Origin of the sequence: Selenomonas sputigena (assembly GCF_026015965.1) — a bacterium.
Taxonomy (GTDB): Bacteria; Bacillota; Negativicutes; order Selenomonadales; family Selenomonadaceae; genus Selenomonas.
Genome location: NZ_CP110383.1, coordinates 2,244,781 through 2,259,553, shown reverse-complemented (window position 1 = coordinate 2,259,553; position 14,773 = coordinate 2,244,781). Strand labels below are relative to the sequence as shown.

12 protein-coding genes and 1 riboswitch are annotated in these 14,773 nt (G+C 54.6%); of the genes, 9 read left to right on the top strand and 3 right to left on the bottom strand.

The features are described from left to right. Position 1 precedes the first annotated feature (1 nt). The 5 genes from jag (at position 2) to OL236_RS10840 (ending at position 6,099) form a co-directional block, all read left to right on the top strand. Positions 2–1,036 carry an RNA-binding cell elongation regulator Jag/EloR gene (jag, locus tag OL236_RS10860; protein WP_265070626.1) on the top strand — a complete coding sequence of 345 codons (1,035 nt, stop codon included), beginning with the start codon at positions 2–4 and terminating at the stop codon, positions 1,034–1,036. 65 nt (positions 1,037–1,101) lie between these two features. Then, a complete protein-coding gene (gene mnmE, locus OL236_RS10855; protein WP_265070625.1) occupies positions 1,102–2,481 on the top strand; it encodes a tRNA uridine-5-carboxymethylaminomethyl(34) synthesis GTPase MnmE in 1,380 nt (459 codons plus the stop codon). Positions 2,482–2,492: 11 nt separating this feature from the next. Further along, complete coding sequence (gene mnmG, locus OL236_RS10850; RefSeq protein WP_265070624.1) at positions 2,493–4,379, top strand: tRNA uridine-5-carboxymethylaminomethyl(34) synthesis enzyme MnmG; 1,887 nt, start codon at positions 2,493–2,495, stop codon at positions 4,377–4,379. Continuing rightward, positions 4,372–5,088, top strand: a complete 717-nt coding sequence (gene rsmG / locus OL236_RS10845; RefSeq protein WP_265070623.1) for a 16S rRNA (guanine(527)-N(7))-methyltransferase RsmG — start codon at positions 4,372–4,374, stop codon at positions 5,086–5,088. The genes mnmG and rsmG overlap by 8 nt, the downstream gene beginning before the upstream one ends. Before the next feature lie 105 nt (positions 5,089–5,193). Beyond that, positions 5,194–6,099, top strand: a complete 906-nt coding sequence (locus tag OL236_RS10840) for a head-tail adaptor protein (RefSeq protein ID WP_265070622.1) — start codon at positions 5,194–5,196, stop codon at positions 6,097–6,099. 160 nt (positions 6,100–6,259) lie between these two features. On the opposite strand, the gene OL236_RS10835 is transcribed toward OL236_RS10840, so the two are convergent. Then, positions 6,260–7,432 (bottom strand): phosphoribosylaminoimidazolecarboxamide formyltransferase, encoded by a 1,173-nt coding sequence (locus OL236_RS10835; RefSeq protein WP_265070621.1) that lies wholly within the window; start codon positions 7,430–7,432, stop codon positions 6,260–6,262. A 63-nt stretch (positions 7,433–7,495) separates the two neighbouring features. Next, a riboswitch (ZMP/ZTP riboswitch) is annotated at positions 7,496–7,572 on the bottom strand. Positions 7,573–7,706: 134 nt separating this feature from the next. On the opposite strand from OL236_RS10835, the gene pfkA reads away from it, so the two are divergent. Continuing rightward, positions 7,707–8,669, top strand: coding sequence for a 6-phosphofructokinase (pfkA, locus tag OL236_RS10830; RefSeq protein ID WP_009645374.1), 963 nt, complete (start codon positions 7,707–7,709; stop codon positions 8,667–8,669). A 144-nt stretch (positions 8,670–8,813) separates the two neighbouring features. Here pfkA and OL236_RS10825 read toward each other — a convergent pair whose 3' ends face one another. Together OL236_RS10825 and OL236_RS10820 are read right to left on the bottom strand one after the other, a co-directional pair. Continuing rightward, the gene (locus tag OL236_RS10825; RefSeq protein WP_265070620.1) at positions 8,814–11,186 is read right to left on the bottom strand and encodes a homocysteine S-methyltransferase family protein; all 2,373 of its coding nucleotides are present in this window, start codon (positions 11,184–11,186) and stop codon (positions 8,814–8,816) included. 83 nt (positions 11,187–11,269) lie between these two features. Next, positions 11,270–11,962, bottom strand: coding sequence for a methionine synthase (locus OL236_RS10820; protein ID WP_294175782.1), 693 nt, complete (start codon positions 11,960–11,962; stop codon positions 11,270–11,272). Positions 11,963–12,069: 107 nt separating this feature from the next. Between OL236_RS10820 and OL236_RS10815 the strand changes: the two genes are divergently transcribed. The 3 genes from OL236_RS10815 to OL236_RS10805 all read left to right on the top strand — a co-directional run bounded on the left by OL236_RS10815 (position 12,070) and on the right by OL236_RS10805 (position 14,589). Continuing rightward, the gene (locus OL236_RS10815; protein WP_294175781.1) at positions 12,070–12,846 is read left to right on the top strand and encodes a ParA family protein; all 777 of its coding nucleotides are present in this window, start codon (positions 12,070–12,072) and stop codon (positions 12,844–12,846) included. Between the two features lie 241 nt (positions 12,847–13,087). Then, a complete protein-coding gene (locus OL236_RS10810) occupies positions 13,088–13,969 on the top strand; it encodes a ParB/RepB/Spo0J family partition protein (protein WP_265070617.1) in 882 nt (293 codons plus the stop codon). A 107-nt stretch (positions 13,970–14,076) separates the two neighbouring features. Next, the gene (locus tag OL236_RS10805; protein ID WP_265070616.1) at positions 14,077–14,589 is read left to right on the top strand and encodes a DUF4446 family protein; all 513 of its coding nucleotides are present in this window, start codon (positions 14,077–14,079) and stop codon (positions 14,587–14,589) included. Positions 14,590–14,773: the final 184 nt, after the last annotated feature.

Below are 14,773 nucleotides of genomic sequence, written 5' to 3'. Positions count from 1 at the left end.
TATGGCGGATTTCGTGGAAAGAACCGGAAAGACGGTGGAAGAAGCGATTGAAGCTGCACTCTTCGCCCTGCGTCTCCCGAAAGATCGCTGCACGGTGGAGGTCATCGAAGAACCGTCGAACGGCTTCTTTGGCTTGATTGGAAAGCGTGCGGCGAAAGTGCGCGTGACGGCGAAGGAAGAGCCTTTGCCGCAGCCGCAGGAGTCTTTGCCGCAAAAAGAAGAGCAGGAAGAAGCTCTTGAGGAGCGCCGTGAGGAACGGGAAGAAGAGCGTGCGGAAGAGAAGGAAGAGGCGCCTGTTTTGACGAAGGAGTCGTCCGAGGCGTCCGAAAGTGCGCCCATCGTCTCCCATGATACGACGTCGGGCAGGCGGGAAACCATTGTAGATCGCGGCTTTTCCTACTCTCCCCCGAGGGAGAATCGTTCTTACTCTGAGCCACGCCGCGAGCGTTTCTCTTCGACCAGACGTTCCTACGCATCCGATTCGGCTGCCGGGCGCTTTCGTGAGGAGAAGGTTCGCAATTTCTTGAGTCCTGCAGATGCTGCAGTGCCGATCAAAAAGGCGGAGGATTTCCTGCAGCAGATTTTTCGAGCGATGGATCTTGAAGTTGCCATCGAGAGAAAGGATCGGCCTCATTCGATTGAGCTGAATCTCTCAGGACACAATCTCGGCATACTCATCGGCAAGCACGGGCAGACGCTCGATGCTTTGCAATATCTCGTCAATCTCGCGGCCAACCAGGGATTGACGGAGGAGCGCGTGCGCATCATCCTCGATATTGAAGATTACCGCGAGCGCCGCGAGGAGACGCTTTACCGTCTGGCGGCGCGCTTGGCGGAGCGCTGCTGCCGCACGAACCAGCGCGTCGTCTTGGAGCCGATGAACCGCCATGAGCGCAAGATCATTCACCTTGCACTGCAGGAGAATCATCGCGTTTTGACTTACAGCGCGGGCGATGAGCCTTTTCGCAAGGTCGTCATTGAGCCGAAGCATCGCGTTTCGCGTATGGACGGTTCTATGCGTGAAGAGGATTATTGATTGGATTGAAATCGGGCTGTTGCAGCGAGCGACAGCCTTTTTCTTTCCTTGCAGGGGGGAACGAATTGCAGCAGGCAGATACGATCAGCGCCATTGCGACAGCGGCCGGGGAAGGCGGCGTCGGCATCGTGCGCCTTTCTGGTGCTTCTGCCATAGAGACGGCCTCGCGCATGTTTTGTGCTGCGGGCGGCAGGAAGCTCGCCGACGCAGGTGCGAGAGATCTTCTCTACGGTACAATCGTGCGAGAGGATGGCCGCCTCGTCGATGAGGCTCTTTGCCTCGTCATGCGTGCGCCCCATTCTTATACGAAGGAAGACGTTGTGGAATTGCAATGCCACGGTGGATCTGTTTCCCTGCGCGAGGTTCTGGCATTGACGTATCGTCACGGAGCGCGGGCTGCGGAACGAGGCGAGTTCACAAAACGAGCCTTCTTGAACGGCAGGCTCGATCTCGCCGAGGCGCAGGCCGTCATGGACGTAGTGCAGGCGAAGACGGAAAAGGGGCTGGAAATGGCGGCGGGGCATCTGGCCGGTCATTTCTCGGAGCGCATACGCTCGATGCGTGAAGATATTTTGGCTCTTCTTGCCCATTTGGAAGCCGTCATTGATTTTCCTGAGGAGGGCGTCGATGAAATTGTCGTAGAAGAGGCGCGGGAAAAGGTGTCGGCTCTCTATGCGTCGCTGCGCCGCATCGTGCAGACGGCACATACGGGACGCATCCTGCGCGACGGCTTGGAAACGGCGATTGTCGGAAGACCGAATGTGGGAAAGTCGAGCCTCTTGAATGCCCTGCTGCGCGAAGATCGCGCTATTGTCACCGACGTCCCGGGAACAACGCGTGATACCATTGAGGAGTATGCCGATATTGGCGGCGTGCCTTTGCGAATCATCGACACGGCAGGCATACGGGCGACGGAGGATGCCGTCGAGCGCATCGGCGTGGATAAGGCGCGTGCTCATGTGAAAAGCGCCGCGCTCGTACTCGCCCTCTTTGACGGTTCTCGGCCTCTGGAGGCGGAGGATGAGGAGATTCTCGCCTTGCTTGAGGGAAAGGATGCGCTCATCGTCGTGACGAAAAGCGATCTGCCGCGCGTTCTTGATATCGAACGGCTGCAAAACTTGGTACATCTTCCTCTGATTGAAATCACGACGAAGGAGGAGGAAGGGCTTTCTCCTTTGACGGCCGCCATTTTGGAAAAGGTTTATGACGGTGAGGAAAGGTCGGGAGAAGGCTCGTTAGTTGCCGACCTGCGCACGAAGAATCTTTTGGAAGCGGCGGCAGATCATCTTAGCGCTGCAATTTCCACGATGGATCAGGGACTGGGGCTGGATTTCATCTCCATCGATCTGCGCTCTTCTTTGGAAAAACTCGGGGAGATCACGGGGGAAACGGTGGGAGATGATGTATTGGATGAAATATTTTCGCGCTTCTGCGTCGGCAAGTGAGGTGGCCTTCTTTGTTTATTGCCGGTGAATATGATATCATCGTCCTCGGTGCGGGGCATGCGGGCGTCGAAGCGGCGCTCGCTGCAGCGAATCTCGGCTGCCGCACGCTTCTGGCGACGCTTTCCTTGGACAATATCGCACTCATGCCCTGCAATCCTTCGATCGGCGGCCCCGCAAAGAGCCATCTCGTGCGTGAGATCGATGCGCTTGGCGGCGCCATGGCGATCAATGCCGATGAGGCGGCTCTGCAGTATCGTCTTTTGAATACGGGAAAAGGCCCTGCTGTCCATGCTTTGCGCGCGCAGGAGGATAAGAAAGCCTATCAGTTTCGCATGAAGGAGCGCTGCGAGCAGCAGGAAGGGCTGGAAGTCCGGCAGCTTCTGGCAGAAAAGATCCTCATCGAGAATAAAGAGGCGAGAGGCATAGTGGCAGAGACGGGGGAAGCGTATCTCGCGCGTGCTGTCATTCTCGCGACGGGCACGTATCTAAAAGGGCGCATCGTCATCGGTGAGCATACGACGAGCGGCGGGCCGAATGGGCAGCGAGCCGCAGGGGAATTGTCGCGCTCTCTCGCAGAGAATGGTATCAAGATCATGCGCTTCAAGACGGGGACGCCTGCGCGTCTTGATGCACGTTCCCTTGACTATGCGAAGATGCAGCTGCAGCCTGGGGACGAGGAGGCGCAGAGCTTTTCCTTTATGACGGAGGAAAGGACGCGCGAGCAGCTTCCATGCTATCTGACGTACACGAACGAGAAGACGCATGAGATCATTCGTGCGAACATCGATCGGGCGCCGATGGCAAATGGTATCATTGAAGGGATCGGCCCGCGCTATTGTCCGTCCATCGAGTCGAAGATCCTCCGCTTCCCCGACAAGGATCGCCACCAGCTCTTCTTGGAGCCGGAAGGATGGCACACGCAGGAAGTCTATGTGCAAGGCATGTCGACGAGCCTTCCCATCGATGTGCAGGAGGCTTTCCTGCATACGATTCCGGGCTTGGAGAAGGCGCGCATCATGCGCCCTGGCTACGCGATCGAGTATGACTGCATCGATCCGCTGCAGCTTCTGCCGAGCCTCATGTTCAAGAAGATTCGCGGACTCTTCTCGGCGGGACAGTCGAACGGCACGTCGGGCTACGAGGAAGCGGCGGCGCAGGGCTTGATGGCGGGCGTCAACGCTGTGCATTATATCCGCGGCAAAGCTCCTTTCGTCTTGAGTCGCGCGGAGGCCTATATCGGCGTTCTCATCGACGATCTCGTGACGAAGGGGACGGAGGAGCCGTACCGTATGATGACGTCTCGCGCCGAATATCGCCTGCTGCTTCGCCAGGACAATGCTGATCTGCGCCTGACGGAAAAGGGACGCGCCGTCGGTCTTGTCAAAGAGGATCGGTGGCAGAAGTTCCTGAAAAAGAAGAATGGTATCATCGAGGCGAGGAAGAGGCTTGAGAATACCGTCCTTCATCCGTCGGTTGAAAATCTTGCTCGTCTTGAATCGGCGGGACTTGCGCCCATACGCACGTCAACGTCGCTTGCCGATTTTTTGCGTCGTCCGGAGATGGATTATGCGAAGTTGGCTTCGCTCTTTGGCTTGGAGCGCCTTGCGCCTGAAGTCGAGGAGCAGCTGGAAGTCACCATTCGCTATGAAGGATATATCAAGAAGCAGCAGGAACAGGTCGAGCGCTTGGAACATCTGGAGTCTCGTCGCCTGCCCGTCGATCTCGACTACGCTCTCGTGCCGAGCCTAAGGGACGAAGCGCGAGAGAAGCTCGCTGCCGTCCGTCCACTTTCCGTGGGGCAGGCGAGCCGCATATCGGGCGTGTCGCCTGCGGATATATCGGTCTTATTGATCTGGCTGGAGCAGGAACGCCGCAGGAGGAGAGAAGACGATGTTTGAGCAGGAGTTGGAAAGAGCGTCTGCTCTCTATGGACTGCCGCTCGATGCAAAGCAGATTGAGAAGTTCGGCATCTACTATCGTTTACTCATCGAATGGAACGCGAAGATGAACCTCACGGCGATTACTGAACCGCGGGAAGTCGCCGTCAAGCACATCGTTGATTCCCTGACGGCGCTTCGAGGCATCGAGGAAAGGGATTCCCTGCGTCTGATCGATGTCGGCACGGGCGCGGGATTTCCCGGCATTCCTCTGAAGATCGTCCGCCCCGATTTGAAGCTGACGCTTCTTGATTCTTTGAAGAAGCGCGTGCATTTTCTCGAAACTGTTGTTGAGGCGTTGGGATTGGAAGGCGTAAAGTGCCTGCATGAACGCGCGGAGGAAGCGGCGCGACAAAGCGCTTTGCGCGAGCGCTTCGACATCGCCGCCTCTCGCGCCGTGGCGCGTCTGCCCGTCCTTGCCGAATATCTTCTTCCCTTCGTGCGCATCGGCGGCACAGCGATCGCCCTCAAGGGGCTTCATTCGGAAGAGGAAGCAAAAGAGGCGAAAAGAGCCGTCAAGATTCTTGGCGGAAGAGCGATAGAGTCGATTCCTGTCGCCTTGCCCGGCCTTTCGGACAAGCGTGCAGTTCTCGTCATAAAGAAGGAGAGGCCTACGCCGAAAGCGTATCCGCGCAAGGCAGGAAAGCCGGCGAAAGAACCATTGCTTTGAGTTGCCGTTAAAGATACACAGGAAAAAAGACGATATAAGAGGAGAAGGATTCTGAAAGGATGGTGCTCTACGGTGTGGAAGAAGAAGGTGGCAGCTGCTCTAAGCATGACTTTTTTAGCAGGCAGTCTGACGTTTGGATCGACAGCTTCGGCATATATCATCAATGTCGGCATGGAGGATCTTGCCGCACAAGAAAAAGCAGCAGATTCCGGTGAGAAGCAGGAAAAGAAGGCGGAAAATGCCAAGGAGCATGGCAATGCGAAGGATGAAAAGAAGAAAGAGGTAAAGGACTTCCAGGAGAAGAAGGCGGAAACCTCCGTAAAAAAGGAGGATAAAAAAGCAGAGAACAGCGACACTAAGAAAACCATAGAAGAAGCGGCTAAAGCATCGGTGACACCCGTTCCACAGAAGAGGGAGGAAGAGCAGAAGCCGCTTGTCTCGAACAAGAAGAAAGAGGAGACGAAACCGTCCGTACAGAAGAAAGCCGATGAATCAAAAGTTCCTTTGCAGGGAAAAAAGACGGAAGCGTCGGCGCAGGAAAGCAAGGATGCTGTCAAGACGAAGAACAAGAAGAGTAAGGAGAAGGATCGCTTCCAGGAAATCTTCCGCGACGAATCGTTCATTTACTATATGGACACGCGAAGCGTGCGCAATGTTCCTATCCCGAATCGTCAGGATCGTATGATCGACGTCTGGGTGAAGCTCAAGCCGAACAGTTTCTCCGATGAGGAGGATGCCAAGGCGGGGAAGTACTATTTGGAGCATTATTACCTCAATCCAAAGAGCAAGCAGATTCAGTTCCTCTGCGAGTTAGAGGTCACAGGCAGGCCATCGAACGCCATCAAGGAGCGTCCTTACAGCTCGCAGAATTGGGAAAATCTCGTGCCGGGCAGTGTCGAAGATGACATATACCATGCTGTTGTGAAAAAGGCGAAAAGCTCTTCGAGCATCGGCGGTGTAGCGATTCCTTCTGCGTCGGATGTTCTTGATATGCTGAATATTGGACTGTGAGCCTTGTGGGATTAATATAGACTTATCCACAAAATACGCTATGAATTGGTTCATATGTGGATAAAAATGTGGATAAGTTGCGTAAAATTCCATAGATGGCATAAGAAAAGGCTGTTGCATCATGCAGCAGCCTTTTCGCATACTTTGGTTCGTATTGGTATCAATGATGGAAAAGGCGGATATGCGTCATTGCCATGAACATGCCGTATTTATCTGCCGTCTCAATAACATTGTCATCGCGAATTGATCCGCCGCTCTGGGCGACGTAGGTAACGCCGCTCTTATGTGCGCGTTCGATGTTGTCACCGAAGGGGAAGAAAGCGTCCGAACCGAGTGCGACGCCCGTTGCCGTCTTGAGCCACTTGGCTTTTTCATCGGACAGGAATACAGGAGGTTTCTCCGTAAAGATGCGTTTCCATTCATCCGTTCCGAGGAGATCCATGCACTCGTCGGACAAGTAGACGTCGATGGCATTGTCGCGGTCGGGGCGGCGCACATCGCTTTTGAAGGGAAGGGAGAGAGCCTGTGGGCTCTGTCTCAGATACCAAATATCGGCCTTATTTCCTGCGAGGCGCGTGCAATGGACGCGTGACTGTTGGCCGGCGCCGATACCAATTGCCTGCCCATCCTTGGCATAGCAAACGGAGTTGGACTGGGTGTACTTCAAGGTGATGAGGGAGAGCAGAAGGTCACGTTTGGCTTCTTCGGGCAGATCCTTATTTTTCGTGACGACGTCCTTCAGGCAGTCTTCGGTGATGGCGACATCGTTGCGCTTTTGCTCGAAGGTCACGCCGAAGACGGTCTTCGTTTCCTTTTCTGCAGGAACGTAGGAAGGATCCATCTGTATGACGAGGTAGCTTCCCTTGCGCTTCGTCTTGAGAATCTCCAAGGCGGCTTCGGAATAGGCGGGCGCGATGATGCCGTCGGAAACCTCGCGCTGCAGGAAGGAAGCTGTCTGGGCGTCGCATGGGTCGGAGAGAGCGACGAAATCGCCGTACGACGACATGCGGTCAGCGCCGCGCGCACGGATGTAGGCGGTCGCAACGGGAGACAATTCGATCCCTTCGACAAAGTATGCTTGCTTCAGTGCATCGGACAGGGGAACGGCGACGGCGGCGCCTGCAGGGCTCACATGCTTGAAGGATGCCGCTGCAGGAAGGCCGGTCGCTTCCTTGAGTTCCTGCACGAGCTGCCAGCTGTTCATGGCATCGAGCAGATTGATGTAGCCGGGCTTTCCGTTTAAGACCTTGAACGGAAGTTCGCCACTTTCCATATAAACACGAGAGGGTTTCTGGTTCGGATTGCAGCCGTATTTCAATTCGAGTTCTTTCATCAGATTCTCTCCTTTGTATGAGTTGTTGTGCAATCAAAAAAGACCGTGGGCATAGTGAGCCATTGCGGCTGCCCAGACGGTCGGCTTTTCCTGCTGCACTCCCTTGTGGTCATCCACTTCCGTCAGTTATGCAGCTTATTTTCAATGTATCATTCCTTTTCTTTTTTGTCAAGTACGTTTATTTCCTAGCTCTAATGTGGTATGATGTAGAAAAGGTTTCACTTTGATTGAGGAAGCGAGGCTTCTTCGTCATGGGTATGGGAGGGATTTTACGATGTTGAATTGTATCGGCGTTTTGACGAGCGGCGGCGACAGCCCCGGCATGAATGCGACGACTCGCGCCGTCGTGCGCACGGCGCTCTTTGAAGGTGCAGAAGTGTGGGGTATACATAACGGGTATCGCGGCATCTTGGACGGTGAGATGTTCAAGATGGAACGAAAGGATGTTGGTGACATCATCCAGCGCGGCGGCACGTTCCTCGGCACGGCTCGCTGCCATCGTTTCATGACGCCCGAGGGTCGTGCAGAGGCGTATGAGAAGCTCAAGGCGAGGGGCATCGAAGGACTCGTCATCATCGGTGGCGACGGCAGTCTGCGCGGCGCGTCGCTCTTGAGCGAAGAACATGGCATTCCCATCGTGGGGCTGCCGGGGACGATTGACAATGATGTCTGGGGTACAGACTATACGATCGGCAGCGATACGGCGGCGAATACGATCATTGATGCCATCAACAAGCTGCGCGATACGGCTTCGGCGCATCGACGCGTCGTTGTCCTTGAGGTCATGGGCCGGCATTGCGGTTGGCTCGCGCTGATGAGCGGTATTTCTGGCGGTGCTGAGTACATCCTCGTGCCCGAAGAGGATTTTGATCTTGAAGAAATCAGCAACGAGATCAAGGAAGCTTATAAGAAGGGCAAGCGTTACATCCTCGTCGTCGTCGCCGAGGGTGCAGGAAGCGGCATAGAGGTCGGCAACTTTATCGCCGAGCACACGGATATTGAGACGCGCGTTTCGGTTCTCGGTCATATTCAGCGCGGCGGTACGCCGTCCGTCATCGACCGCGTGAAGGCGAGCCAGCTTGGCGAGAAGGCGGCTCTGGCGATTCTCTCGGGTCTTTCTAACGTCGTCTTCGGCTTCCATCGCGGCAACGTCGTCGCCATCGACTTGCACGATGCCGTGACGAACAAGAAGAAGCTCGATCCCGAATACATGCGCCTTGCCAAGGTTTTGGCATAAATACAAAAGAAGAAGCCTCCTTTGCGGGAGGCTTCTTCTTTTGTATTTGATGTTTCACGTGAAACATTGCTTTTGTTGCATTTGATTGTTCAGGAATATCGTGCTTTTTCCATAGCTGCATGTTTCACGTGAAACATGCTCGTTCTATTCGCCGACGAAGTCCTTGGCAATTTGGACCGCGCTTACACCGTCGTTGGCATAGGCGTCAGCGCCAGCGCTCGTGGCATAGTCTTCGGTCACGGCGGCGCCGCCGACGATGACTCTCGCCTCTGAACCGGCTTCACGCAGTTTCTTGATGACCTTGTCAATCTGTGTCATGGTCGTTGTCATCAAGGCGCTCAGCCCTACGATGTCGGCTTCCTTTTCGAGCGCTGTGCGCACAATGGTATCAGCATCGACATCCTTGCCGAGGTCGATGAGCTTAAAGCCGCTGTTTGAAAGGAGCGCGGAGACGATGTTTTTGCCGAGATCATGAACATCGCCCTTGACCGTCGCCATGACGACTGTTCCTCTGTCCGCCTCCTGCTGTGCGGGCAGAAGTTCCTTGATCTTCTGGAAGGAAGCGCGCATTGCTTCGGCGGATAGAAGAACTTGCGGCAGAAAGACGCGTCCTGCTCCGAAGTCAATGCCGATATCGTTCATGGCGGCCGTCAGAGCCTTCTCTGTGATCTCATTCGAGGAATGGCCTTCGCGGATCGCTCGCTCAGTCAGCATGGCGATGCTCTCAGAAGCGCCGTCGATGACCGCTTGCTTGATGGCAGCTAGAACATCGCCTTCCATAGGCTTGGCCTCGGCTGCTTTCTTCGGCGTCTTGAGATTCACTTCGTTGCGGCTGAAGTCGATGCCGCGCGGATCTTTTCCCAAGAGTGCTGCGCTCGCCATCAGGGCTTCCTGCATCTTCTCGTCATAGGGATTCATGATCGGCGCGTCGAGCCCTGCGGCAAGGCACATGGCGAAGAAGGTGCTGTTGATCAGAGGACGGTTCGGCAGGCCGAAAGAGATGTTGGAAAGCCCCATCGTGGCCGGATAGCCGAAATGCTTGCGGTAGAGGCGCAAGGTATTTAATACTTCTAGGCAGGCATTTTGATCGGCCGATATGGTCATGACGAGGGCGTCAAGCAGGAAGTCCCCATCCTTGAGACCATTCTTTTTTGCCTCTTTGATGATACCGTTGATGACATTGATGCGATCTTCCGCTGTCTTCGGCACGCCGTCCTCTGTGATAGGCAGGCAGAGGATGGCCGCGCCGTACTTTTTCGCCAGCGGAAGGAACTCTTCGATGCGCTCTTTTTCGGCGCTGACGGAATTGATGAGAGCGCGTCCCGGATATGCTCGGAGTCCGGCTTCCAATGTTTTGGTATCACTGGTATCAATCGCGAGAGGTGCATCGGTGATTTGGGATACCTCGCGAATGGCATCGTGCATTGCCTTGACTTGGTCAATGCCGCCGACACCCATGTTGACATCGAGAAGGCGCGCTCCCGCACGCACCTGATCGATGGCCTCGCGCTTGACGGAGAAGAGCGAACCATTCTTGATTTCTTCGGCGAGTTTCTTGCGTCCCGTCGGATTGATGCGCTCGCCGATCAGCGTGGTCGCGAGATCTTTGTCGATGATGACGGTCTTGCTGCGGCTCGTGAGGCGCAGGCGATTGTCCGGGCTCTTGCGCTCGGTGAGAGGCAAGTTCTTGACAGCAGCGGCGAGCGCTTTGATATGCGCGGGCGTCGTGCCGCAGCAGCCACCGAGATACGTTGCACCGGCAGCGACGAGCTTTGCGCCCCATGAGGCGAACTCCTCAGGCCCCATGGGGAAGATGGTTCTGCCGTTTTCCAATCGTGGCATACCAGCGTTGGGCAGCACGCTGATAGGAACGGAGCAGTTCTCTGCGAGAGTCTTGACGATGGGGACGAGCTCCTGCGGGCCGAGCGAGCAGTTTACGCCGATGATGTCGGCGCCGAGTGCTTCCAAGGTGATGGCGGCCGTCTGCGGGTCAGTGCCCGTGACGGTGCGCCCGTCCTCGCTGTAAGAGAGCTGGCAGATGATAGGAAGGCTTGTCGCATCTTTTGCCGCCAGAAGGCCTGCACGCATTTCCTGTATGTCAATGCACGTTTCAAAAAGCAGATAGTCAGCGCCCGCATCGGCAAGCGCTTTCGCTTGTTCGTAGAAGGCTCGGTAGGCCTCCTCAAATTCAAGATCGCCGAGAGGGACGATGAAGCGCCCCGTAGGCCCCAATGAGCCGACAATTTTAGCACGCCCTTTGGAAGCCTCGCGTGCGATCTTTACGGCTGCTTCATTGATTTCCTTTACACGGTCTTCCAGACCGTAGTGATCGAGCTTCAAAGCGGAAGCACCGAAGGTGTTCGTCTCGATCATCGTGGCGCCAGCTTCGATATAGGCTTCGTGGATCTTTTGCACGACATCGGGCTGTTCGAGATTCATGAGCTCGGGGCAGCCGCCGGGCTTCAAGCCTCCTTCCTGCAGCATCGTTCCCATCGCGCCGTCAAAAATATGGATCATCAATATCCTCCTTGGTTTGGTATCATAGGTTTTCGCCCTGCTTAATGTTTGGTATCAATAAGATGGTGTCCTTGCTATATGGTTCAGTTCTTACTTTCGCCGGCAGGAACTTTTCTCGAAGGGCAGTCGAACTTATCGCAGGCAGCGCAGCCGTTCGGTGTATGCGCTTCCTTCTCTTTTTGCTGCGGTACGAGGCCGATGATGGCAGTGATGGATTTGCGCGGTACGAGCATGGAGGCGTCGCTGAGATGTACACCGATTTTCTCACTTTCGGCGAGACGTACCATTTCGGGCTGCTGATCGAGTGGCCAATCGCCGTAGCCTGGGCTGAAACGCCAGCGCATCGTATAGCCTTCCTTCGCAACCTTCGGCTCGATGGCTTTTTCCATCGCGTCGGCTACCTGTTCGACAGCCGCCGTGGCGGCGGCATCGAGAATGACGGAGTAGGCGTAGCGCCCATCGGCGAAGTATTTCGTCACATGCTCCTCGATGGCATCGCCGACGCTCGCCGACAGTACGATGACCTTCTGTGCTTTGGCGAGATGTTTGCCAATGAGTTTCCCCTTCATGGTGAAGGGCGGATCGGCGAGTACCGTCTGAGTGGCTGCATCATAGTCGTACATTTGCCATATACCGCGCGGCTCAGCGAGAAGACGCGCTTCCAGGCAGGCTTCTTCGATGAGTTTTTCATCGAAATCCTTGGCTTTGTTCAATCCTGCATAGCGACGCGTTTCCTTTGCATCAATATCAAGCAAAACGCTATTGTAAACGGGCATAAGATTCCTTCTTCCTAGCCAATGTTTCACGTGAAACATCGAAGTTATTCATGGGGCAGAACTTCCCCCCATCAGTATATCATGCTATAATAGGAAAAGAAAAGCTTATGGAGGAAAAGAATGTGGCGAAAATCATAGCAGTCGCCAATCAAAAGGGCGGCGTAGGAAAGACGACAACATCGGTAAATTTGAGCGCCGGTCTTGCCATACTCGGCAAACGTGTATTGCTCATTGACTCCGATCCGCAGGGGAATGCGACGAGCGGATTTGGTATCAATAAGTCGGATTTAACGATTACGATATATCAAGTGTTGATTGACAACCTTGCCATAGAGAAGGCAGTTCTTCATACGGGTTACGAGGTCGATCTTCTGCCGGCCAATATCGAACTGGCGGGGGCGGAGATCGAGCTTGTTGCTGCTATCTCACGCGAGAATCGTCTGAAGCGATCGGTCGATGCTGTGCGCGATCAGTATGACTTTATTTTGATCGACTGCCCGCCTTCCTTGGGGCTCTTGACTCTCAATGCTTTGACAGCAGCAGATACCGTTTTGATGCCGATCCAATGCGAGTTTTATGCTCTGGAGGGCTTGGCGCAGTTGATGAATACGATGACATTGGTTCAGACCAATCTGAATCCTGCATTGGAAGTCGAGGGCGTTCTTCTGACAATGTTCGATTCAAGAACCAATCTTTCGGTTCAGGTCGCTGAAGAGGTGCGCACGCATTTCGGCAGCAAGGTGTATCGGACGGTCATACCGCGCACCGTGCGCTTGAGCGAGGCGCCGTCCTATGGGCAGCCCATCATTGCCTATGACAGAAACTGCAAGGGAGCCATCGTCTATATGGATTTGGCAAAGGAGGTCATAGAGCGTGACAGCTAGGAAGCATCAGGCATTGGGCAAGGGGCTTGGTGCACTCTTTCCCACAGAATTGAAAACGCCCGAAGCATCGCAGCAAGAACTCCCGCAAGTATCTGATACCGATGCTGAGGAAAAGAAGCGTACGGAAGCTCCACAGGAAGCGGAAAAAAGAAGTGCAGGAAACGAGAATCCGCAAGGAAGCGGGAGAATACAGCAAGCTGCTATAGAAGATGATGAAGCAAGTGATGTGATACCAAAAGGAATGAATGGTATCGCTGTGCAGCAAATTCCCTTGCACGAGATACAAGCCAATCGGTATCAACCCCGTCATGAGTTTGATGAGAGCGCTCTGGATGAGTTGAAGGAATCCATCGTGCAGCATGGCGTGCTGCAGCCGATTCTCGTGCGACAGCTTCCGGCAGGAAAGGGATATGAGCTTGTTGCGGGTGAGCGTCGCTTTCGCGCTTCAAGACTGGCCGGTCTTGAAACGGTGCCGGCTCTTGTCCGTCCTTTGAGCGATGCGGCAAGCACGGAGATTGCGCTGATTGAAAATTTGCAGCGTGAGGATCTCAATGCGATTGAAGAGGCCAATGCCTATCGCAATCTTTTGCAGAACTTCGGGCTTACACAGGAAGCTTTGGCGGAGCGCGTGGGAAGAAGCCGTTCCCATATTACGAATATGATGCGGCTCTTGAAGCTCGACGTACATGTGCAGGAATACTTGGCAAACGGCAGTTTGAGCATGGGGCAGGCAAGGCCGCTCGTCGTCCTGACGAATGCTGCATTGCAGCGGGAGGCGGCGGACATCATCATGGCGCGCGAATGTTCGGCACGTCAGGCTGAAGAGCTAGTGAAGCGTCTGCAGAAAAATGCGGAAGAAAAAGCAGAAGCGAAGGAAGCAGAATCACCTGGGGAGACAGAAAAGATCTTCCTGCGGGAAGCGGAAGACAAGCTCAAGATGTTTTTTGGCACGCAGGTGCGCATTCGTTCGCGAGGCAAGAAGAATCGCATAGAGATCGATTTTTCCTCGGAAGAAGACTTGAATCGCATCCTTGATTCGTTGTTGGAGAAGAAGAACCGGCTGCTGGAGGACAAGAAAGCGGCCTTGCGTCAGTTTTCTGCAGGAGAAAGATTCACGGTCTGAGGTATCATGTTTCACGTGAAACATCTTTTGTTTGGCGTGGCAAAAGCTGCAGAAACGATGGGAGAGACGTGCAGCCTCCCCGTGCGGATAGAGGAGAAATGATTGGGATGAATACAAAACAACTGGCGGAACTCTTGGGCAACAACGAGACGTTCCTGGTGATTTTTCTTTTGGTTTTGGTCATTGTACTTTTGGTTTTGGTTATTTATCAGATTTACAGCGTATCACGCATGAAGAGCCGCTACCAGGAAATGATGCGGGGGGTCGAGGGTGCGAATCTTGAAAGTATGCTGCTCGCGCATATCAAGGAAATGAAGGGAGTCGCTGAACAAAGCCGAAAGCTCAAGGAGGAAAACAGGCGCTTGGATGCACTTTTGCAGACGGCTACGACGCGCATTGGTATCGTGCGTTTCAGCGCTTTTGCCGATATGGGAAGCGATCTCAGCTATGCCGTTGCCATGTTGGATTCGCACAACAACGGCGTGATTTTTTCCAGTATCTTCGCTCGTGAGGACTCGCGCAGCTACGTCAAGCCGATCGAGGCGGGACGCTCGAGTTACAAGCTCACGCGTGAGGAGGCGGAAGCGCTCGAAAAGGCGATGAGCGTGCGGCCGGAGTAGCGATAGCGCAGAATGGAAGTTTTACCATGAAGCCCCAAGAGGTCAAGCTGAAGGCGCAGACCGATTGGCTAGGCTTCTGTAAGGCGTGAGGACATATGTACAGCGTGCCGCCTTGATGAAACTGTCGCAGGAAACGGGTGTGAAGCAACGCATGCCGCTTCGCATGACGGCTGAACATATGTCC

What these genes read in the sequence shown, in the direction of transcription:
- jag (WP_265070626.1), top strand. Translation starts at nt 2, where the DNA reads ATGGCGGATTTCGTGGAAAGAACCGGAAAGACGGTGGAAGAAGCGATT.
- rsmG (WP_265070623.1), top strand. Translation starts at nt 4,372, where the DNA reads ATGTTTGAGCAGGAGTTGGAAAGAGCGTCTGCTCTCTATGGACTGCCG.
- OL236_RS10840 (WP_265070622.1), top strand. Translation starts at nt 5,194, where the DNA reads ATGACTTTTTTAGCAGGCAGTCTGACGTTTGGATCGACAGCTTCGGCA.
- OL236_RS10835 (WP_265070621.1), bottom strand. Translation starts at nt 7,432, where the DNA reads ATGAAAGAACTCGAATTGAAATACGGCTGCAATCCGAACCAGAAACCC.
- pfkA (WP_009645374.1), top strand. Translation starts at nt 7,707, where the DNA reads ATGTTGAATTGTATCGGCGTTTTGACGAGCGGCGGCGACAGCCCCGGC.
- OL236_RS10825 (WP_265070620.1), bottom strand. Translation starts at nt 11,186, where the DNA reads ATGATCCATATTTTTGACGGCGCGATGGGAACGATGCTGCAGGAAGGA.
- OL236_RS10820 (WP_294175782.1), bottom strand. Translation starts at nt 11,962, where the DNA reads ATGCCCGTTTACAATAGCGTTTTGCTTGATATTGATGCAAAGGAAACG.
- OL236_RS10815 (WP_294175781.1), top strand. Translation starts at nt 12,070, where the DNA reads ATGGAGGAAAAGAATGTGGCGAAAATCATAGCAGTCGCCAATCAAAAG.
- OL236_RS10810 (WP_265070617.1), top strand. Translation starts at nt 13,088, where the DNA reads ATGAATGGTATCGCTGTGCAGCAAATTCCCTTGCACGAGATACAAGCC.
- OL236_RS10805 (WP_265070616.1), top strand. Translation starts at nt 14,077, where the DNA reads ATGAATACAAAACAACTGGCGGAACTCTTGGGCAACAACGAGACGTTC.